This is a genomic window from Marinobacter maroccanus (genome assembly GCF_002933275.1).
Classification (GTDB): Bacteria; Pseudomonadota; Gammaproteobacteria; order Pseudomonadales; family Oleiphilaceae; genus Marinobacter; species Marinobacter maroccanus.
Window position 1 is genome coordinate 50058 of record NZ_PSSX01000001.1, and the last position, 13286, is coordinate 63343.

Genomic DNA, 13286 nt, shown 5'->3' on the forward strand with positions numbered 1-13286 from the left:
CTCCGCAGCTGGTTCCGTTATTACTTGGCGGTTGGCATGACAAACTCGGCACCGGCATCAATGGAATCAGACCAGCGCTGCATGATGGATTTCTGGCGCGTGTAGAACTTCACGCCTTCCTCGCCGTAGGCATGGGTGTCGCCGAACATGGAGCGCTTCCAGCCACCAAAGCCGTGCCACGCCATAGGTACGGGAATGGGTACGTTGATCCCGACCATGCCGACCTGGATTCTGCGGCCAAACTCCCGGGCCACGCTGCCACTCTCGGTGAAGCAGCTGACACCGTTGCCGAACTCGTGCTCGTTGATCAGGCGAATGGCGGTGGCGATGTCCGGCACCCGAACGCAGGCCAGAACGGGACCGAAGATTTCTTCACGATAGATCGTCATATCGGGCGTGACGTGGTCAAACAGTGAGCCGCCCATCCAGAAGCCATCGGCACAGCCTTCGCCGGTGTTCGAGGCGTCGAACTCGCGGCCATCGACGACCAGCTCGGCGCCCTCGGCCACACCCTTGTCAATGTAGCCGGTAATGCGCTGGTGTGCGGCAGCCGTGACAATCGGGCCCATCTCGGCATCCAGCTGTTCGCCGTTCTTCACTTTGAGAGTGCGGGCCCGCTCGGCCAGCCGGGGCATGATCTTGTCCGCAACATCCCCAACCAGTACTGCCACACTGATGGCCATGCAGCGCTCGCCGGCGCTGCCATAAGCCGCGCCGATCAGGGCGTCGACGGCTTTGTCCATATCGGCATCGGGCATTACCACCATGTGGTTCTTGGCGCCGCCAAGGGCCTGGATGCGCTTGCCGTGTTTTGCGCCCTTTTCGTAAAGCAGGTTGGCAATCGGTGTGGAGCCGACAAAACTCAGAGCCTGGACATCCGGATGCTCGATCAGGGCGTTCACTGCGTCCTTGTCACCCTGGACCACATTGAATACGCCATCGGGCAGGCCGGCCTGTTTTAGAAGATCGGCAATCATCAGGGAGGCGCTCGGGTCCAGTGGGCTGGGCTTCAGTATAAAGGTGTTGCCCGCTGCGATGGCCACTGGGAACATCCACATCGGCACCATGGCAGGGAAGTTGAAAGGTGTAACGCCGGCGACGACGCCCAGTGGCTGTCGGGTGGTCCAGTTGTCGATACCTGTGCTCACCTGCTCGGTGTAATCGCCTTTGAGCAACTGGGGAATGCCACAGGCAAACTCGACAATGTCGATGCCGCGGGCAACTTCGCCCTGGGCATCGGTGAAGACCTTGCCATGTTCGGCGGTAATGGCGCGGGCAAGGTCATCCTTGTGCGTGTTCAGCAGCTCCAGAAACTTGAACATTACCCGGGCGCGACGAATGGGTGGCGTGTCGGCCCAGGCCGGGAACGCCGCATCGGCGGCAGCAACAGCGGCATTCACATCGTCGCGGTTGGCCAGGGCAACCTGTCCGGTTACCTGGCCAGTGGCTGGGTTGAACACGTCCTGAGTCTGACTGCCAGTGCCTGATGATATTTGGCCATTGATATAATGATGAATGGTCGCGTCGGTCATGGATGCCTCTGTCTTTTCGTGTTTAGCCGAAGGAAAATGGCAGGATGTTCGGTTCTGCTGGCTAAACATAGGTGTTGGTTAATATCTGGCCATTTAGATTAGGGGTGGCCCTGGGGTAAAGCAATTGAGAAATTTAAAATCACGATATAAGGTAAACTTATATTGTTGCCCTGGAAACGAGGTCTTGTATGCATCCCCTTCAGAGCCTTCGGGCATTCGTTACCGTGGCGCGTGAGGGAAGTGTGTCCCGCGCTGCGACTCGCCTCCACCTGACCCAGCCGGCCGTCAGCCTGAAACTCAAACAATTACAGGATGAATTAGGCCTGAAGCTGTTTCTGCGCAAACCCCAGGGGCTGGTTCTGACACCGGATGGCCAGGCTCTGCTGCCGTCGGCAGAGAAAGCGCTGGCAGCCGTGGCCGCCTTTGAGCAGAGTGCCCGGGCAATGCACAGCACGCTGCGGGGGCGTTTGCGAATCGGCACCATCGTGGATCCGGAATTCATCCGTCTGGGGGCGTTTCTGCACCGGCTGGTCGAGCGGGCGCCGCAACTGGAAACCGAGCTGAGGCAGGGCATGAGCGGCAGTGTATTGGAGCAGGTCCGGGATGGCCGGCTCGATGTTGGTTTCTTTCTGGCGCCGCCGGGCGTTGGTCCGGGTGCGCTGGCACCCAATGTGACTCATCGTGAGCTGACCCGGTTCAACTATTATGTCGTTGCTCCGGCAGGCTGGGGACCGAGAATTCGATCTGCGCAGTGGTCTGATCTGGCGACCATGCCCTGGATTGTGACCCCTGAAGATTCCGTTCACCATCGATTGCTGAAGGGAACCCTGGAGCCAATGGGCTTGATGCCCCGTGGTGTTGCCCAGGTCGATCAGGAGGCGTGCATGCTGGATCTGGTTCGGGCCGGCGTGGGTCTCAGCCTGGCCAGGGATGCCCTGGCCATGGCAGAGCGTCAGGAAACCGGTCTTGAAATTGTCGACGGAGTGCAACTGCCCTGTGCACTCAGCTTTATATGGAACCGCGACCGCCAGGACGAGCCGCTGATTGCAGAAGCCCTGGAAGCCCTGTCGGGCGTCTGGGCTGTTAGCCCAGCGTAGCGTCCAGGAACATCATCACGGCGAAACCACCCATCAGGCAGAAGGTAGACATGATTTTCCATTGCCGGTGGTGGGTTTCCGGGATGATTTCGTTGCTGATAATAAACAGCATTGCGCCTGCTGCGAAGCCAAGGGTCCAGGGCATTAGGGGCTCGGCCAGCCACACCAGGGTGGCTCCGAACAGGCCGCCCAGTGGCTCGGCGAGGCCAGTCATCAGGGCTATGCCGAAGGCTTTGAATCGGGAATAGTTGATGGCAAGCAGTGAAAACGCCACGGCCAACCCTTCCGGGATGTTCTGAAGTCCGATTCCGGTGGCCAATACATAGCCGTTATTCACGTCGCCGCCGGCAAAACCGACACCAACGGCCATACCTTCTGGAAAGTTGTGGAGTGTGATGGCAACTATGAAGAGCCAGATCCCGCGAATATAGGAGGCATCCGATCCCTCCCGGCCAAGCTCAAAATGCTGGTGTGGGAGTTTCTGGTGGACAAAATAGAGTGCCGCCGCACCAGAGAGCAGGCCGAATATGACGATCAGGGAGGCTGTCCAGGTTTCGCCGGTAATCTCCTCGCCGTACTCCAGGCCTGGCAGCAATAATGAAAAAAATGAAGCCGCCAGCATCACACCAGCGGCTGAGGCCAGCATTCCATCCTGCAGTTTATGGGTGAGAGTGCGAACGAGAAAAACGCCCAGAGCGCCCACACCGCTGGCAAGGCCTGCTAGCAAGCTGGCAATTGTACCCAGCCAGACAATGCTTATGTCAGAGGTCATTCAGTCTCCCGGTGGCTTGTGGTGTCAGCATAGCAGCTTGAAGTAGCTACGCCTGAGGAACCCTGTTGGGTTCCTCAGGCTGCCTTTCTCGGGAGGGAAAGATAATCAGGCGGCGTTTTGCCTGCGCCAGGCCAACTCGTTGGAGATCGTGGCCTTTGGCTGCAGCATCGCAAAATCGATGTCGGCTATTTCCTTGCCGTCCTTCAGGCGCTGAACGAAATCCGGATTTGCCAGGGCCTTCTTGCCCACCGCAAGCAGGGCTCCGGGGAACTGGTTGGCGACATCCTGGCAGTTGGTTTCGTCAATGTTGCCATTGAGGATCAGGCCGATACCCGTAACGCTGGCAGCCACGCCTGCAAGGCTCTGGTCACCTTTTACGAAGTGCTTGCGATTTACGTCACCGTCGGTTGTGTGGACAAAATCGGCACCGGCATCGCGTACCGCCTCGACGATCTGGCGGAACCCGGATTCGCCTTCCGGCAGTTGGAAGTCCGGATCGGTTACTGTGCCCTGAGACAGACGAATACCGACGGTAAAGTCCTCGCCGACAGCGTTCCTTACCGCGCGGACTACTTCCGCCACCAGGCGTAGCCGGTTTTCCAGCGGACCGCCGTATTCGTCCTCCCGGCGGTTAAAGTAAGTGCTCAGGAACTGATTCAGCAGGTAGCCATTGGCTCCGTGAATCTCTACGCCGTCGAAACCGGCGGCTTTTGCATTAATGGCGGACTGGGCGAAACCGTCAATGACCGTCTGAATGTCTGCCTCGGTCATTGCCCTCGGGGTTTTCCATTCTGTCTGATCACCATAGAAGCCAAGCGGAGCGCCTTTTGGGATTATCTCGCTCGGACCCAGAGGTTGATCGGTATAGCGGTTGGCCTGGAATTGGGCACCCGCGTGCATCAGCTGAACCAGGATCTTGCTTCCTGCTGCGTGGACGCGGTCGACGATGGTCTTCCAGCCGGCAATCTGGGCCTCGTTGATGATGCCGGGCTGGTTGGCGTAGCCCTGACTTGCTTTGTCATCGGTGTAGGTGCCCTCGGTAATCACCAGCCCGAAGCCGCCTTTGGCATAGCCTTCATAGTGATCGGCCATCAGGCCGTTGGGCGTGCCGTCGGGCTCTGCGCTGGTACGAGTCATTGGGGCCAGGGCGAACCGGTTAGGTACCTCGATAGATTTGAATTGGATGGCTTGCATCACGTCGCTCATAGATACCCTCACATGTCAGTGAATTGTTGGGCACCTACTATCGGGCCGCAAAGCAGTCTCTTAAAGCGAAGAATATCGACACAGCCTGTCAGTATTTTTGAATGATTATTCTGAAGCCTCGGGCTTTTTGTCTGAATGCCCGAGCGAGCGGTCCGGCGAAACCTGGTCGCGAACCAGCTGCTTGAGTTTGGTGATTTCCGGGAATCCGCCGTCTTCTTTGCGGGACCAGATGCGCTTGTCATTAACCCATACTTCGAAAATGCCGCCAGTACCCGGGTGCAGACTCAGTTCACTGATTTCGTCTTCGAATGTTGTCAGCAGCTCCTGCGCCATCCAGGCGGAGCGCAGAAGCCAGCGGCAACCGGTGCAGTAGTGGATATCTACTTTGTTGGTCATGGCAGAATCAGTCCGTTTTATGGGTGGGATAGACCGAGCGAGACAGGGTAGGGTTGCAGCCGACAACGCTACGGGCCTGTTTATGGGCATGGAGATACCAGCGCTGGCCGGGTTTTGCGAACGTGCTTTTGTTTACGGCAAAGTCCGCGTTTTCCATGGTTGCCGGAATAGGTGAGCCGTCGGCGTGGCGATAAACGCAGCTCACTCCGATGGTCAGTGCTGTCGCTGCCGGTAGCTCAACAAATCCGTCCTCTCTGGCATCCGGCTCCTCGCCGTTGATCGCGATAACCTTGAGACAGGGGCCATAATGCACCTTCTCGAGATCATCCAGATATTCGTTGAGACAATGGCTGGCGCTGACGAAGACAGTGTCTGCCTCAATCCCGTCCTGGGCGGAGGGCAATGACTGGCATCCCTGAAGTAACAGTATCCCGAAAACCACGAGCAGGGTCCGTTTCATGATATCCCCTCAACTGATGCGCGTATCCTGTTTCAGAGCTTGTCCTGTGCCGGGCCTGAGCCGGCTACCGGAGTATTGTAGCGCGTATCCCCGTCTGCGTTTCCCCGTAGCTGATCGATCAGGCGGGCATCGCGATTGTATAAGTCATTGCGAAACTGCAGTCGCCCCTCGTTATCCACCCAGGAGGTCCAGTACTGGATATGCACGGGCACTGGCTCGGGCAGCACGACAGTCTGGGGTTCTGCCCCGGAAACCAACTGGTCAATCTTATCCCGGGACCAGTCAGGTGCCGACGCCAGAAGCTGCTCTGCAAGTTCAAAAGGTTGCTCAACCCGGATGCAGCCAGAGCTGAATGATCGCTCGGCCCGGGTAAACAGGCCGCGACCCGGCGTATCGTGCAGGTAAACATCGTACTGGTTCGGAAACATGAACTTAACCTGCCCCAGGGCATTCTGGGGGCCGGGCTCCTGCACCAGCTGGTACGGGAAGTTGTTCCGGTTCAGTGATGACCAGTCAACGTCCAGCGGATCCACCTTCTGCCGGTCCGCGCCCCAGCCACGGTAAACGCTGATGTTGAGGCGCGAAAGGTAATCCGGATCCCGCACAATCTGGGGCAACTGATCCTGGATCATCACCGTGCGGGGTACGGTCCAGGTGGGATTGAACACCAGGTACCGGATGCGATCACTGAACACCGGGGTTTGTCGGAAGGGCTGGCCCACGATAACGCGCTGTCGCAACACCTCTTCGCCATCTGCCACCATCTTCAGCTCGAAACCGGCGATATTGACCAATACATAGGTGTCGCCGAGGGATTCCGGCAGCCAACGCCAGCGTTCGAGAGTCGCATCAATCTGGCGCAGTCGTTCCACCGGCATCAGGTTCAGGGCCCTCACGGTGTCCCGCCCGATAAGGCCATCGGGTTCAAGGCCATGTCGGGCCTGGAAACGCATGACTGTAGCTTCAAGCTCCGCATCGTAGTCAAGCGGATCTGTGGCCATCGCCGCTTCCTGCGCGAGCTCTCCCAATAAAGAGAGTCTGCGGCGGATTTCACTCAGCCTCTCATCCCTGTCGCCAGGGCGGATGGTCGGTCGCGAAGCCAGAGGTAACCAGGGCTGGCCCAGCAGTCTGGTAAGGTCCTGCCTTGCATTCATCAACTTTCGGTAAGCAAGATCGGCGGGCCTCAACAAATCCAGCGTGCCGGTAATATCCGAGCGCTCCAACGCATCCCTCAGAACGGATTCCATCTGTTGCTGGCGTCTATTGGCAGTCCATTCGGCGTGAACCGTCTGTGGGTTAACCTTGCCGACCAGCATGTGTGAGCTGAGCATTAGAAAAGCGTCAGAGAAAAGCAGGTCCAGATCGGCCCTTAGGTCCTCAGAGAAATCGCTCATGGGTCTGAGTGCCAGCCCGGAGAGAATATCCGCGTGATAGTCAGCCGGGTTCAGGCCGTCATGGCTGGCTTGTTCAACCGAATCGATCAGTTGCCGACGAAGCTCAGCGGATTGCCATACCGGCTGGTATCCGTTGGCCCCGTAAAAGGCCGACAGTGCCTTGTGGGCCATTAACCTGCTTCCGAGCACCTGCACTGGGAAGCCGGCCTCCATGGCCTCAATCCTGGATACAATGGCTTCATCGGCTGCCAGGCAGGCGGGTTGCCAGAAGGCGGCAAACAGGGCAAGACATGTTGTGGCGAGGTAAAAACGTCTGATTCCATGCATGGGTGTTCTCCACCTCATCCCTGAGAGGCATTAAATTGCGGTGGTAGGTGGGGCAATACTTTGATGCTACCACAGCGGCATTTGTTCCCCACCTGGCCGCCGGAAAAGATCGTTCCGCAATGGTTCCTCTTCATGGAGGTTGAGTCCCAAGCGCCGTGATTTCTTGGTGAAGCGCTGGCGAATCAGGTCCGAGTAGGGGCCCGTGCCCGTCATTCTTCGGCCGAAGGTGGCGTCATAACTCTTGCCGCCCCTCAGGTCGCGCATCCGGTTCATTACATGCTCGGCCCTTTGTGGAAAGTGCCGGTGCAACCAGTCCTGGAACAACTCGTCCAGTTCATAGGGTAAACGAAGCATAATCCAGCTGGCGCGGGTGGCTCCCGCTTCTACGGCGGCTTCCAGAATGGACTCGATTTCGTGATCGTTGATGAAGGGGATTACCGGCCCGAGAATAATGCCGGTCGGAATGCCGGCCTTCGAGAGCTGCCTGATGATCTTGAGCCGAGTGGCAGGAGCGGCTGTCCTCGGCTCCATGCGCCGTTTCAGATCGTTGCTCAGACTGGTGAGGCTGATGCGCACAGAGCAGAGTCCATCAGAGGCCATGTCGGCGAGAAGATCAAGGTCCCTGAGAATGAGAGCACCCTTGGTAATGATCGACACCGGGTGACGATATTCGGCCAGAACTTCCAGCACCTGGCGAGTAATTCTCTGGTCCCGTTCGAGGGGCTGGTAGGCGTCAGTATTGACGCCCAGGGCAATGGGCGAAACCCGGTAGCCGGGCTTGTCCAGTTCTTCTCGCAGCCGCACTGCAGCGTTGGGTTTGGCGATTAGTCGCGTCTCGAAATCCAGGCCCGGCGACATGTCCCAATAGGCATGGGTAGGGCGGGCAAAACAGTAAATGCAGGCATGCTCGCAGCCGCGATACGGATTTATGGACTGATCAAAAGGCACATCTGGTGACGAATTGCGGCTGATGATGGATTTTGCGGTTTCCAGAATGACTTCAGTGGCCAGGGTGTCGGGGTTCAGGTCGTCTTCGGGATCGTTAAACCAGTCAGGGTCGACTTCACGGTCAGTGACAATCGGCTGGAAACGGTTATGAGGATTCAGGGCGGTGGCGCGAGTTTTCATGGGATATCCATATACTGTATGTATGAACAGTAATTCGATGGTACCCTTGCCGTTTGCCCTCATCAACCAGAAAATTTCGCAGACTTGCTCCCTGGGCAGGTAACATTCGCTGATCTTTTATTCTTGACCGGGGAGCCGATGTCGGAGCTTTCGTTTATACAGTACTTTCTGATTGCCCTGATTTTTGTCTGGAGTGGTTTTGTCCGCTCCGGGTTGGGGTTCGGTGGTGCGGTTCTGTCACTGCCATTTCTGTTGCTGGTTCTTGACCAGCCGCTGGTATTCCTGCCGATTATTGCGGTCCATCTTCTGGTGTTCTCATCCCTGACAATCTGGATGAACAACCGCACAGGGGCCGGCGAGCAACGTCAGGCGGGGTCGGGAACCGTCGACTGGCAATACCTGTGGCGAATTCTGGGCATCATGATCGTGCCCAAGCTGATTGGTGTTTTCGGCCTGATCACCATGCCCTCTGACATCCTCAGTGCCATCATCTTTGTGATCGTGGCGCTCTATTCGGTCTCGTACATCATAAATCGGCCGTTTCGCAGTGGCAGCAAAACGGTGGATGCGATATTCCTGATGGTGGGCGGCTACATCAGCGGCACATCCCTGATCGGTGCGCCCCTGATCATTGCAGTGGCAGCCCAGCACCTGCCGAAAGAAAAGCTGCGGGATACCTTGTTCGCGCTGTGGTTTATCCTGGTGCTGATCAAGATGGCCGCCTTTGTCTGGGCCGGCGTCGATCTGCAACTCATCCATCACCTCTGGCTGCTGCCCTGCGCTGCGGTGGGCCATGTCATAGGGCTCTATGCCCATGACCGCATCCTCCGGGCGGAAACGCCGGTATTCTTCCGGTTGCTGGGAACGGTATTGCTGCTGGTGAGCAGCGTCGGGATCGTCAGCGTCTTGTGGTAAGCGGGGCGGCGGGCTTCAACCCGCGCGCCCGAACACCCTTTCAAAGAATCCAACTTCCCGCACGTTCGGTATCGGCAGGCTGTCGACTTCTTCCATGGCCCGTCGCCAGAACTTCTCGGGTTCATCCAGGTGGGCCACCTTGGCCCGTTCGTCAGGGCTGTAGTGGTTGTGCTCCCCGGCAATGCCTTCGGCCATGAGTTCCTGGGTCCAGAGGTAGATGGCGGCCCGGACAGTTCTCAGCAGCCGGCAGTAGACATCGCGGCTCAGATTGATAGCCAGTTCAGCTGTCAGATTAATCTGTTTCTGCAGCACTGCCATGTCGTCTTTTTCCAGCAGTACCCGGTTGCCGTTGCCCTTCTTGCAGTTTACGCAGATTTTCTCAAGGGCTTTTACTCCCTCGAGCAGATCCATGTAACCGAACTCTTCCTTCTGCTGATCGTCTACTGGCGCAGGAATCCAGCCGTACTGTGGCGATTTGGCAACTATGTGTCCGTGCAGCTCCCTGCGGTAGGGTGGCGCGGCAGCAACATCCTGGTAGCCATCAAATTCGGTACGCAGCCACGCGGCCATTTTCCGATGGCGAAGCATCATTGCAAGGGTTATGGCTGAGGGCATGATCTCTTCGAGCAAGTCGGCGGAATCCCGCGTGCGCTCGTCGAGATGGTTTACAGATGTCGACATTTCTCCTCCTCGGCAACGGGTTTCCCGATGATTCATCCCGTTGTCCGTTTGTTGTTTTTGGCGTTCGGTGGTTGTATCTGTCATTGCCGGTGACTAAAAAGTAGTCAGATAATGGCGAGGGCGCCGTTGTAAAAAGGTTACTGCTTTGTAACGGCCGGTAAGCAGCCAGACCACGGGAAGGAAAACAGGCGATGAATCGGGACAATGGCTTTGAATCACAGAGAGCTTCCATGGTGGATTATCAGCTTCGTGCCCGTGGAATCGAGTCGCCACTGGTGCTCGAGGCCATGGGCCGGGTGGCACGCGAACGGTTTGTTCCCAGGCGCATGCGGGATTGCGCCTACGATGACGGCCCCCTTCCCATCGGGGCAGGGCAGACTATCTCACAGCCATACATCGTGGCGTTGATGACGGAAGCTCTGGATCTGGAGGGCGGGGAAAAGGTTCTCGATATAGGGACCGGCTCTGGTTATGCCGCCGCGGTTCTGGGCTGTATTGCCGGCCAGGTGTTCAGCATTGAACGGGTACAGGAGTTGGCCGATCGCGCTGCACGGACACTTGCCGCCGAGGGTTTTGATAATGTCGAGGTTCGCTGCGGCGACGGCACGATGGGCTGGCCCGAGCACCAGCCCTATGATGGCATCGTCGTGGCTGCCGGTGCGCCAGCAGTGCCGGATTCGTTAAAGCATCAGCTGGCCGTTGGCGGGCATATGGTCATTCCGGTGGGCTCGGAACATTCGGTGCAGTCACTGATGCGCGTTACCCGGCTGGCGGAGGATGAATTCCGGACCGAGAACCTGGGCGCGGTGCGCTTTGTTCCCCTGCTCGGCGAACAGGGGTGGTCGTAACTGTCAGGCCTGACGTGCCGAATCAGCTGCCGGCGTTTGTGCTTTCAAAGATCTTGTCAGCCGATGCCGCCACGAAACCCGAGTAGAGTTGTCCATCCGGCTTCGGATAACGGAGGGCAAACTCGTAAAAACAGCTGGGTATGGTCACCGTCTGGTCGGAAAAGGCGACTGGTACACGATCGGCCATGGTTGACGACTGCTCCAGCAATTCTGCCGGCGAGCCCTTCACCTCTCCACCTGATGCATTTACCGTATAGCCCTGATCTTTCAGCAGTTGATTGATTTCCGGCACCGAGCGGAACTGGTCCAGGTGGTTGATGCTGACCGTGAAATGGTTGGCGCGATAGCCCCAGGCGGCCATCCAGGCCGCGTATTCGCTCTCCCGCATCAGTTTACGATAGGTTTCGTAATCAACCTCCCAGTGGCGCCCGGAGTACAGAAAATCATCGGCGATAACCGCTTCCGGCTTTACCTGTTCGACAAGACCTTTCACCACAGACTGCAACTCCGGTGAACATTCCTCCACCAGCAGTTCAGAGATAAAAACCTTCGGAAGTTCCCGGGAGGGATGCTCATAGTGCCTGGCATAGAGTTTTTTGGCCTCGAAATGGTATTCACCACCCTGCTGGTAACCGAGGCTAAGGAAGTGCTCGGCCAGAGCGTCCAGACGAACCGGATCCAGGTTGAAGGTTCGAAGCGCTATATGGTCGTTGACGATGGCCTGACCCTCTTCGGCGCCCAGGATTTTATGTATCCGTTCGGCAGAGGGGGTCACCTGCCGATAGGACTCCCAGAGCCGCGCAAACAGGGTGTCCGGATCAGTATGCATAGCGAATCTCCTCAGTAGCCGGTTCTTGGCGGGGCGGTTGGCGCCCCTGTGACTGTTGGCTGGTCTGGCCGAGCGGTAGACAGCAGGCCAGACTGCCGTCGACCAGGTCCAGTTGCCTCGCCAGTTGCTCTTCCAGCACCAGATCACAGCTATCTGGTGCCGGCCAGACCTGGCTGGTGACCGTGGCCCTGAATTCGGAACAGCCGGTATTGGCAACTATAGCGGATTTACAGGTTTCTCCCGAATCATCCGTCGGATTCTGAGGCCTGCCCCGAAGCACGGCGCTGGCCAGCAAGGTTTCGCGGACGCTGGCGATGTCTGACCTGGCACACTCCAGAGTTGGCCCACCGTCCAGAAGGTCCACGAACCCCCGGTGTCGAAAGCCTTCGCGTTCCAGCATATGCCGCGCCGCGCGCGTGTCCTCGTGCACCTGGCCAATAACCGCCCTGGCTTCACTGGTCATTTGCCGGGTATACAACGGTTTGGCGGGAATGAACTGTTCAATGAAGCCACTCTGGCCGCAGCCGGCCAGTTGTGTTGCCGACATGAAATCCAGATCCGCCACATGATGCTTGAGCCAATCCCAGAATGGAGATTGGCCCGAAGAATCTGAAACACCGCGCATTTCTGCGATCACTGTGTCTGCGAACCGCTCCGGGTGCAGGGCCATGAAGAGAAAACGCACCCGGGAGAGCAGTTTGCCTGCATTGGACCGGCGAAATTGGGGCCGGAGGTACAGCGAACAGACCTCTGTGCAACCCGTGTAATGCTGGCAACGGGTCAGGCTTTCCTCGGTATGACGCTTCTGTCGATCCTCCGCGTGGTGAACGACGGCATTGCGGCGGAAATGGACGAGCGGGCGGGAAACGCCCGCGGCGGCCTCAATACCGGTGGTGCCCATAATGTCACCGGTCGTACTGTCTTCCAGCACGAAAAGATAATGTTCATCACGGGGCTTCGTCACGGTCCGTGCGAAGCTTTCGACCGAGTGATCAATCTTGCGACTCAGGGCATCGCGATCCGGCATCAGTGAGGTGAAGCCGGGTCCGGATTCATAGGCGATCTGCACCAGGGCATCAAGATCCTTTGGGGTAATCGGTCGAATTAGCATGGCGAGCGTCCTGAGCATTGTTTCGGCTCAGTATGAAAGTCCTGGATGCCAAATTGCAGCTGCATAATGATCGAAATGATCTACAATTAGTGCAAATTGAAAAGAGGTTTAAGCAGAATGATTGGTGCCCAGGATCAGAAGCTGTTAATGCTGCTGAGGCAGAATGCCCGGGCCAGTATCACTGAGCTGGCGAAGGCCATGCATGTATCCCGATCAACGGTACAGAACCGCATTGCACGTCTGGAAGCCAGCGGGGTGATACGGGGCTACTCGGTGCAGTTGGGTGGGGAATTCTCTGCCAGACAGGTTGAGGCGCACGTGTCTATCAAGGTTTTCCAGAAGCTGACCAGCCGGACAAACGCCTCACTGGAGGGAATCAGCCAGGTGTCGCAGCTGTTTTCCGTAAGTGGAGAGTACGACCTGATTGCCATCGTTGAGGCCCAGTCACTGGAGGAACTGAGCGCCGTGCTGGACGATATTGGCAACTTGGAAGGGGTCGAGCGGACCAACTCTGCCGTGGTCCTCGAAACCCGGTTCCGGCGCTAGGCAGGCCCGAACAGATCAGGAGCCCAGCATTCCTGCGTAGGCAC

General features: G+C 57.7%; 14 protein-coding genes. 4 read left to right on the forward strand and 10 right to left on the reverse strand.

Translation table 11 applies throughout. From position 1 onward, the window contains the following. Positions 1 to 20: 20 nt before the first annotated feature. Positions 21 to 1532, reverse strand: a complete 1512-nt coding sequence (locus KEHDKFFH_RS00240; RefSeq protein ID WP_104320065.1) for a CoA-acylating methylmalonate-semialdehyde dehydrogenase — start codon at positions 1530 to 1532, stop codon at positions 21 to 23. A 188-nt stretch (positions 1533 to 1720) separates the two neighbouring features. Here KEHDKFFH_RS00240 and KEHDKFFH_RS00245 point away from each other — a divergent pair, with 188 nt between their 5' ends. Beyond that, positions 1721 to 2629, forward strand: a complete 909-nt coding sequence (locus KEHDKFFH_RS00245) for a LysR family transcriptional regulator (protein WP_104320066.1) — start codon at positions 1721 to 1723, stop codon at positions 2627 to 2629. Here the strand turns inward: KEHDKFFH_RS00245 and KEHDKFFH_RS00250 are convergent. From KEHDKFFH_RS00250 to KEHDKFFH_RS00275, 6 genes are all read right to left on the reverse strand, one after another. After that, a complete protein-coding gene (locus tag KEHDKFFH_RS00250; protein WP_104320067.1) occupies positions 2616 to 3401 on the reverse strand; it encodes a ZIP family metal transporter in 786 nt (261 codons plus the stop codon). The two genes, KEHDKFFH_RS00245 and KEHDKFFH_RS00250, sit on opposite strands and share 14 nt — an antisense overlap. A 105-nt stretch (positions 3402 to 3506) precedes the next feature. Next, positions 3507 to 4595 (reverse strand): NADH:flavin oxidoreductase, encoded by a 1089-nt coding sequence (locus tag KEHDKFFH_RS00255; protein WP_241956396.1) that lies wholly within the window; start codon positions 4593 to 4595, stop codon positions 3507 to 3509. Between the two features lie 117 nt (positions 4596 to 4712). After that, positions 4713 to 5003 (reverse strand): Rdx family protein, encoded by a 291-nt coding sequence (locus KEHDKFFH_RS00260; protein ID WP_104320069.1) that lies wholly within the window; start codon positions 5001 to 5003, stop codon positions 4713 to 4715. A gap of 7 nt (positions 5004 to 5010) precedes the next feature. Continuing rightward, positions 5011 to 5463: a hypothetical protein gene (locus KEHDKFFH_RS00265; protein WP_104320070.1), complete on the reverse strand. Its 453-nt coding sequence runs from the start codon at positions 5461 to 5463 to the stop codon at positions 5011 to 5013. 32 nt (positions 5464 to 5495) lie between these two features. After that, complete coding sequence (locus KEHDKFFH_RS00270; RefSeq protein WP_104320071.1) at positions 5496 to 7184, reverse strand: L,D-transpeptidase family protein; 1689 nt, start codon at positions 7182 to 7184, stop codon at positions 5496 to 5498. Between the two features lie 66 nt (positions 7185 to 7250). Then, positions 7251 to 8312 (reverse strand): PA0069 family radical SAM protein, encoded by a 1062-nt coding sequence (locus KEHDKFFH_RS00275; RefSeq protein ID WP_104320072.1) that lies wholly within the window; start codon positions 8310 to 8312, stop codon positions 7251 to 7253. A gap of 138 nt (positions 8313 to 8450) precedes the next feature. On the opposite strand from KEHDKFFH_RS00275, the gene KEHDKFFH_RS00280 reads away from it, so the two are divergent. After that, positions 8451 to 9227, forward strand: coding sequence for a TSUP family transporter (locus KEHDKFFH_RS00280; RefSeq protein WP_104320073.1), 777 nt, complete (start codon positions 8451 to 8453; stop codon positions 9225 to 9227). A 15-nt stretch (positions 9228 to 9242) separates the two neighbouring features. Here KEHDKFFH_RS00280 and KEHDKFFH_RS00285 read toward each other — a convergent pair whose 3' ends face one another. Then, entirely contained in the window at positions 9243 to 9908 is a 666-nt protein-coding gene (locus KEHDKFFH_RS00285) for an AbiTii domain-containing protein (protein WP_104320074.1), read from the reverse strand. 191 nt (positions 9909 to 10099) lie between these two features. On the opposite strand from KEHDKFFH_RS00285, the gene KEHDKFFH_RS00290 reads away from it, so the two are divergent. Next, entirely contained in the window at positions 10100 to 10756 is a 657-nt protein-coding gene (locus KEHDKFFH_RS00290; protein WP_104320075.1) for a protein-L-isoaspartate(D-aspartate) O-methyltransferase, read from the forward strand. A gap of 22 nt (positions 10757 to 10778) precedes the next feature. Here the strand turns inward: KEHDKFFH_RS00290 and KEHDKFFH_RS00295 are convergent, their stop codons facing one another. Next, entirely contained in the window at positions 10779 to 11585 is an 807-nt protein-coding gene (locus KEHDKFFH_RS00295; RefSeq protein ID WP_104320076.1) for a DUF1338 domain-containing protein, read from the reverse strand. Further along, the gene (locus KEHDKFFH_RS00300) at positions 11575 to 12696 is read right to left on the reverse strand and encodes an arginine N-succinyltransferase (protein WP_241956397.1); all 1122 of its coding nucleotides are present in this window, start codon (positions 12694 to 12696) and stop codon (positions 11575 to 11577) included. Before KEHDKFFH_RS00300 ends, KEHDKFFH_RS00295 begins: the two co-directional genes overlap by 11 nt. Before the next feature lie 117 nt (positions 12697 to 12813). Here KEHDKFFH_RS00300 and KEHDKFFH_RS00305 point away from each other — a divergent pair, with 117 nt between their 5' ends. Further along, positions 12814 to 13242 carry an Lrp/AsnC family transcriptional regulator gene (locus KEHDKFFH_RS00305; RefSeq protein WP_064228234.1) on the forward strand — a complete coding sequence of 143 codons (429 nt, stop codon included), beginning with the start codon at positions 12814 to 12816 and terminating at the stop codon, positions 13240 to 13242. Positions 13243 to 13286: the final 44 nt, after the last annotated feature.

Bases quoted from the DNA above. Each gene is read 5' to 3' on its own strand.
- KEHDKFFH_RS00240 (WP_104320065.1), bottom strand. From the start codon at position 1,532: ATGACCGACGCGACCATTCATCATTATATCAATGGCCAAATATCATCA.
- KEHDKFFH_RS00245 (WP_104320066.1), top strand. From the start codon at position 1,721: ATGCATCCCCTTCAGAGCCTTCGGGCATTCGTTACCGTGGCGCGTGAG.
- KEHDKFFH_RS00250 (WP_104320067.1), bottom strand. From the start codon at position 3,401: ATGACCTCTGACATAAGCATTGTCTGGCTGGGTACAATTGCCAGCTTG.
- KEHDKFFH_RS00255 (WP_241956396.1), bottom strand. From the start codon at position 4,595: ATGCAAGCCATCCAATTCAAATCTATCGAGGTACCTAACCGGTTCGCC.
- KEHDKFFH_RS00260 (WP_104320069.1), bottom strand. From the start codon at position 5,003: ATGACCAACAAAGTAGATATCCACTACTGCACCGGTTGCCGCTGGCTT.
- KEHDKFFH_RS00265 (WP_104320070.1), bottom strand. From the start codon at position 5,463: ATGAAACGGACCCTGCTCGTGGTTTTCGGGATACTGTTACTTCAGGGA.
- KEHDKFFH_RS00270 (WP_104320071.1), bottom strand. From the start codon at position 7,184: ATGCATGGAATCAGACGTTTTTACCTCGCCACAACATGTCTTGCCCTG.
- KEHDKFFH_RS00275 (WP_104320072.1), bottom strand. From the start codon at position 8,312: ATGAAAACTCGCGCCACCGCCCTGAATCCTCATAACCGTTTCCAGCCG.
- KEHDKFFH_RS00280 (WP_104320073.1), top strand. From the start codon at position 8,451: ATGTCGGAGCTTTCGTTTATACAGTACTTTCTGATTGCCCTGATTTTT.
- KEHDKFFH_RS00285 (WP_104320074.1), bottom strand. From the start codon at position 9,908: ATGTCGACATCTGTAAACCATCTCGACGAGCGCACGCGGGATTCCGCC.
- KEHDKFFH_RS00290 (WP_104320075.1), top strand. From the start codon at position 10,100: ATGAATCGGGACAATGGCTTTGAATCACAGAGAGCTTCCATGGTGGAT.
- KEHDKFFH_RS00295 (WP_104320076.1), bottom strand. From the start codon at position 11,585: ATGCATACTGATCCGGACACCCTGTTTGCGCGGCTCTGGGAGTCCTAT.
- KEHDKFFH_RS00300 (WP_241956397.1), bottom strand. From the start codon at position 12,696: ATGCTAATTCGACCGATTACCCCAAAGGATCTTGATGCCCTGGTGCAG.
- KEHDKFFH_RS00305 (WP_064228234.1), top strand. From the start codon at position 12,814: ATGATTGGTGCCCAGGATCAGAAGCTGTTAATGCTGCTGAGGCAGAAT.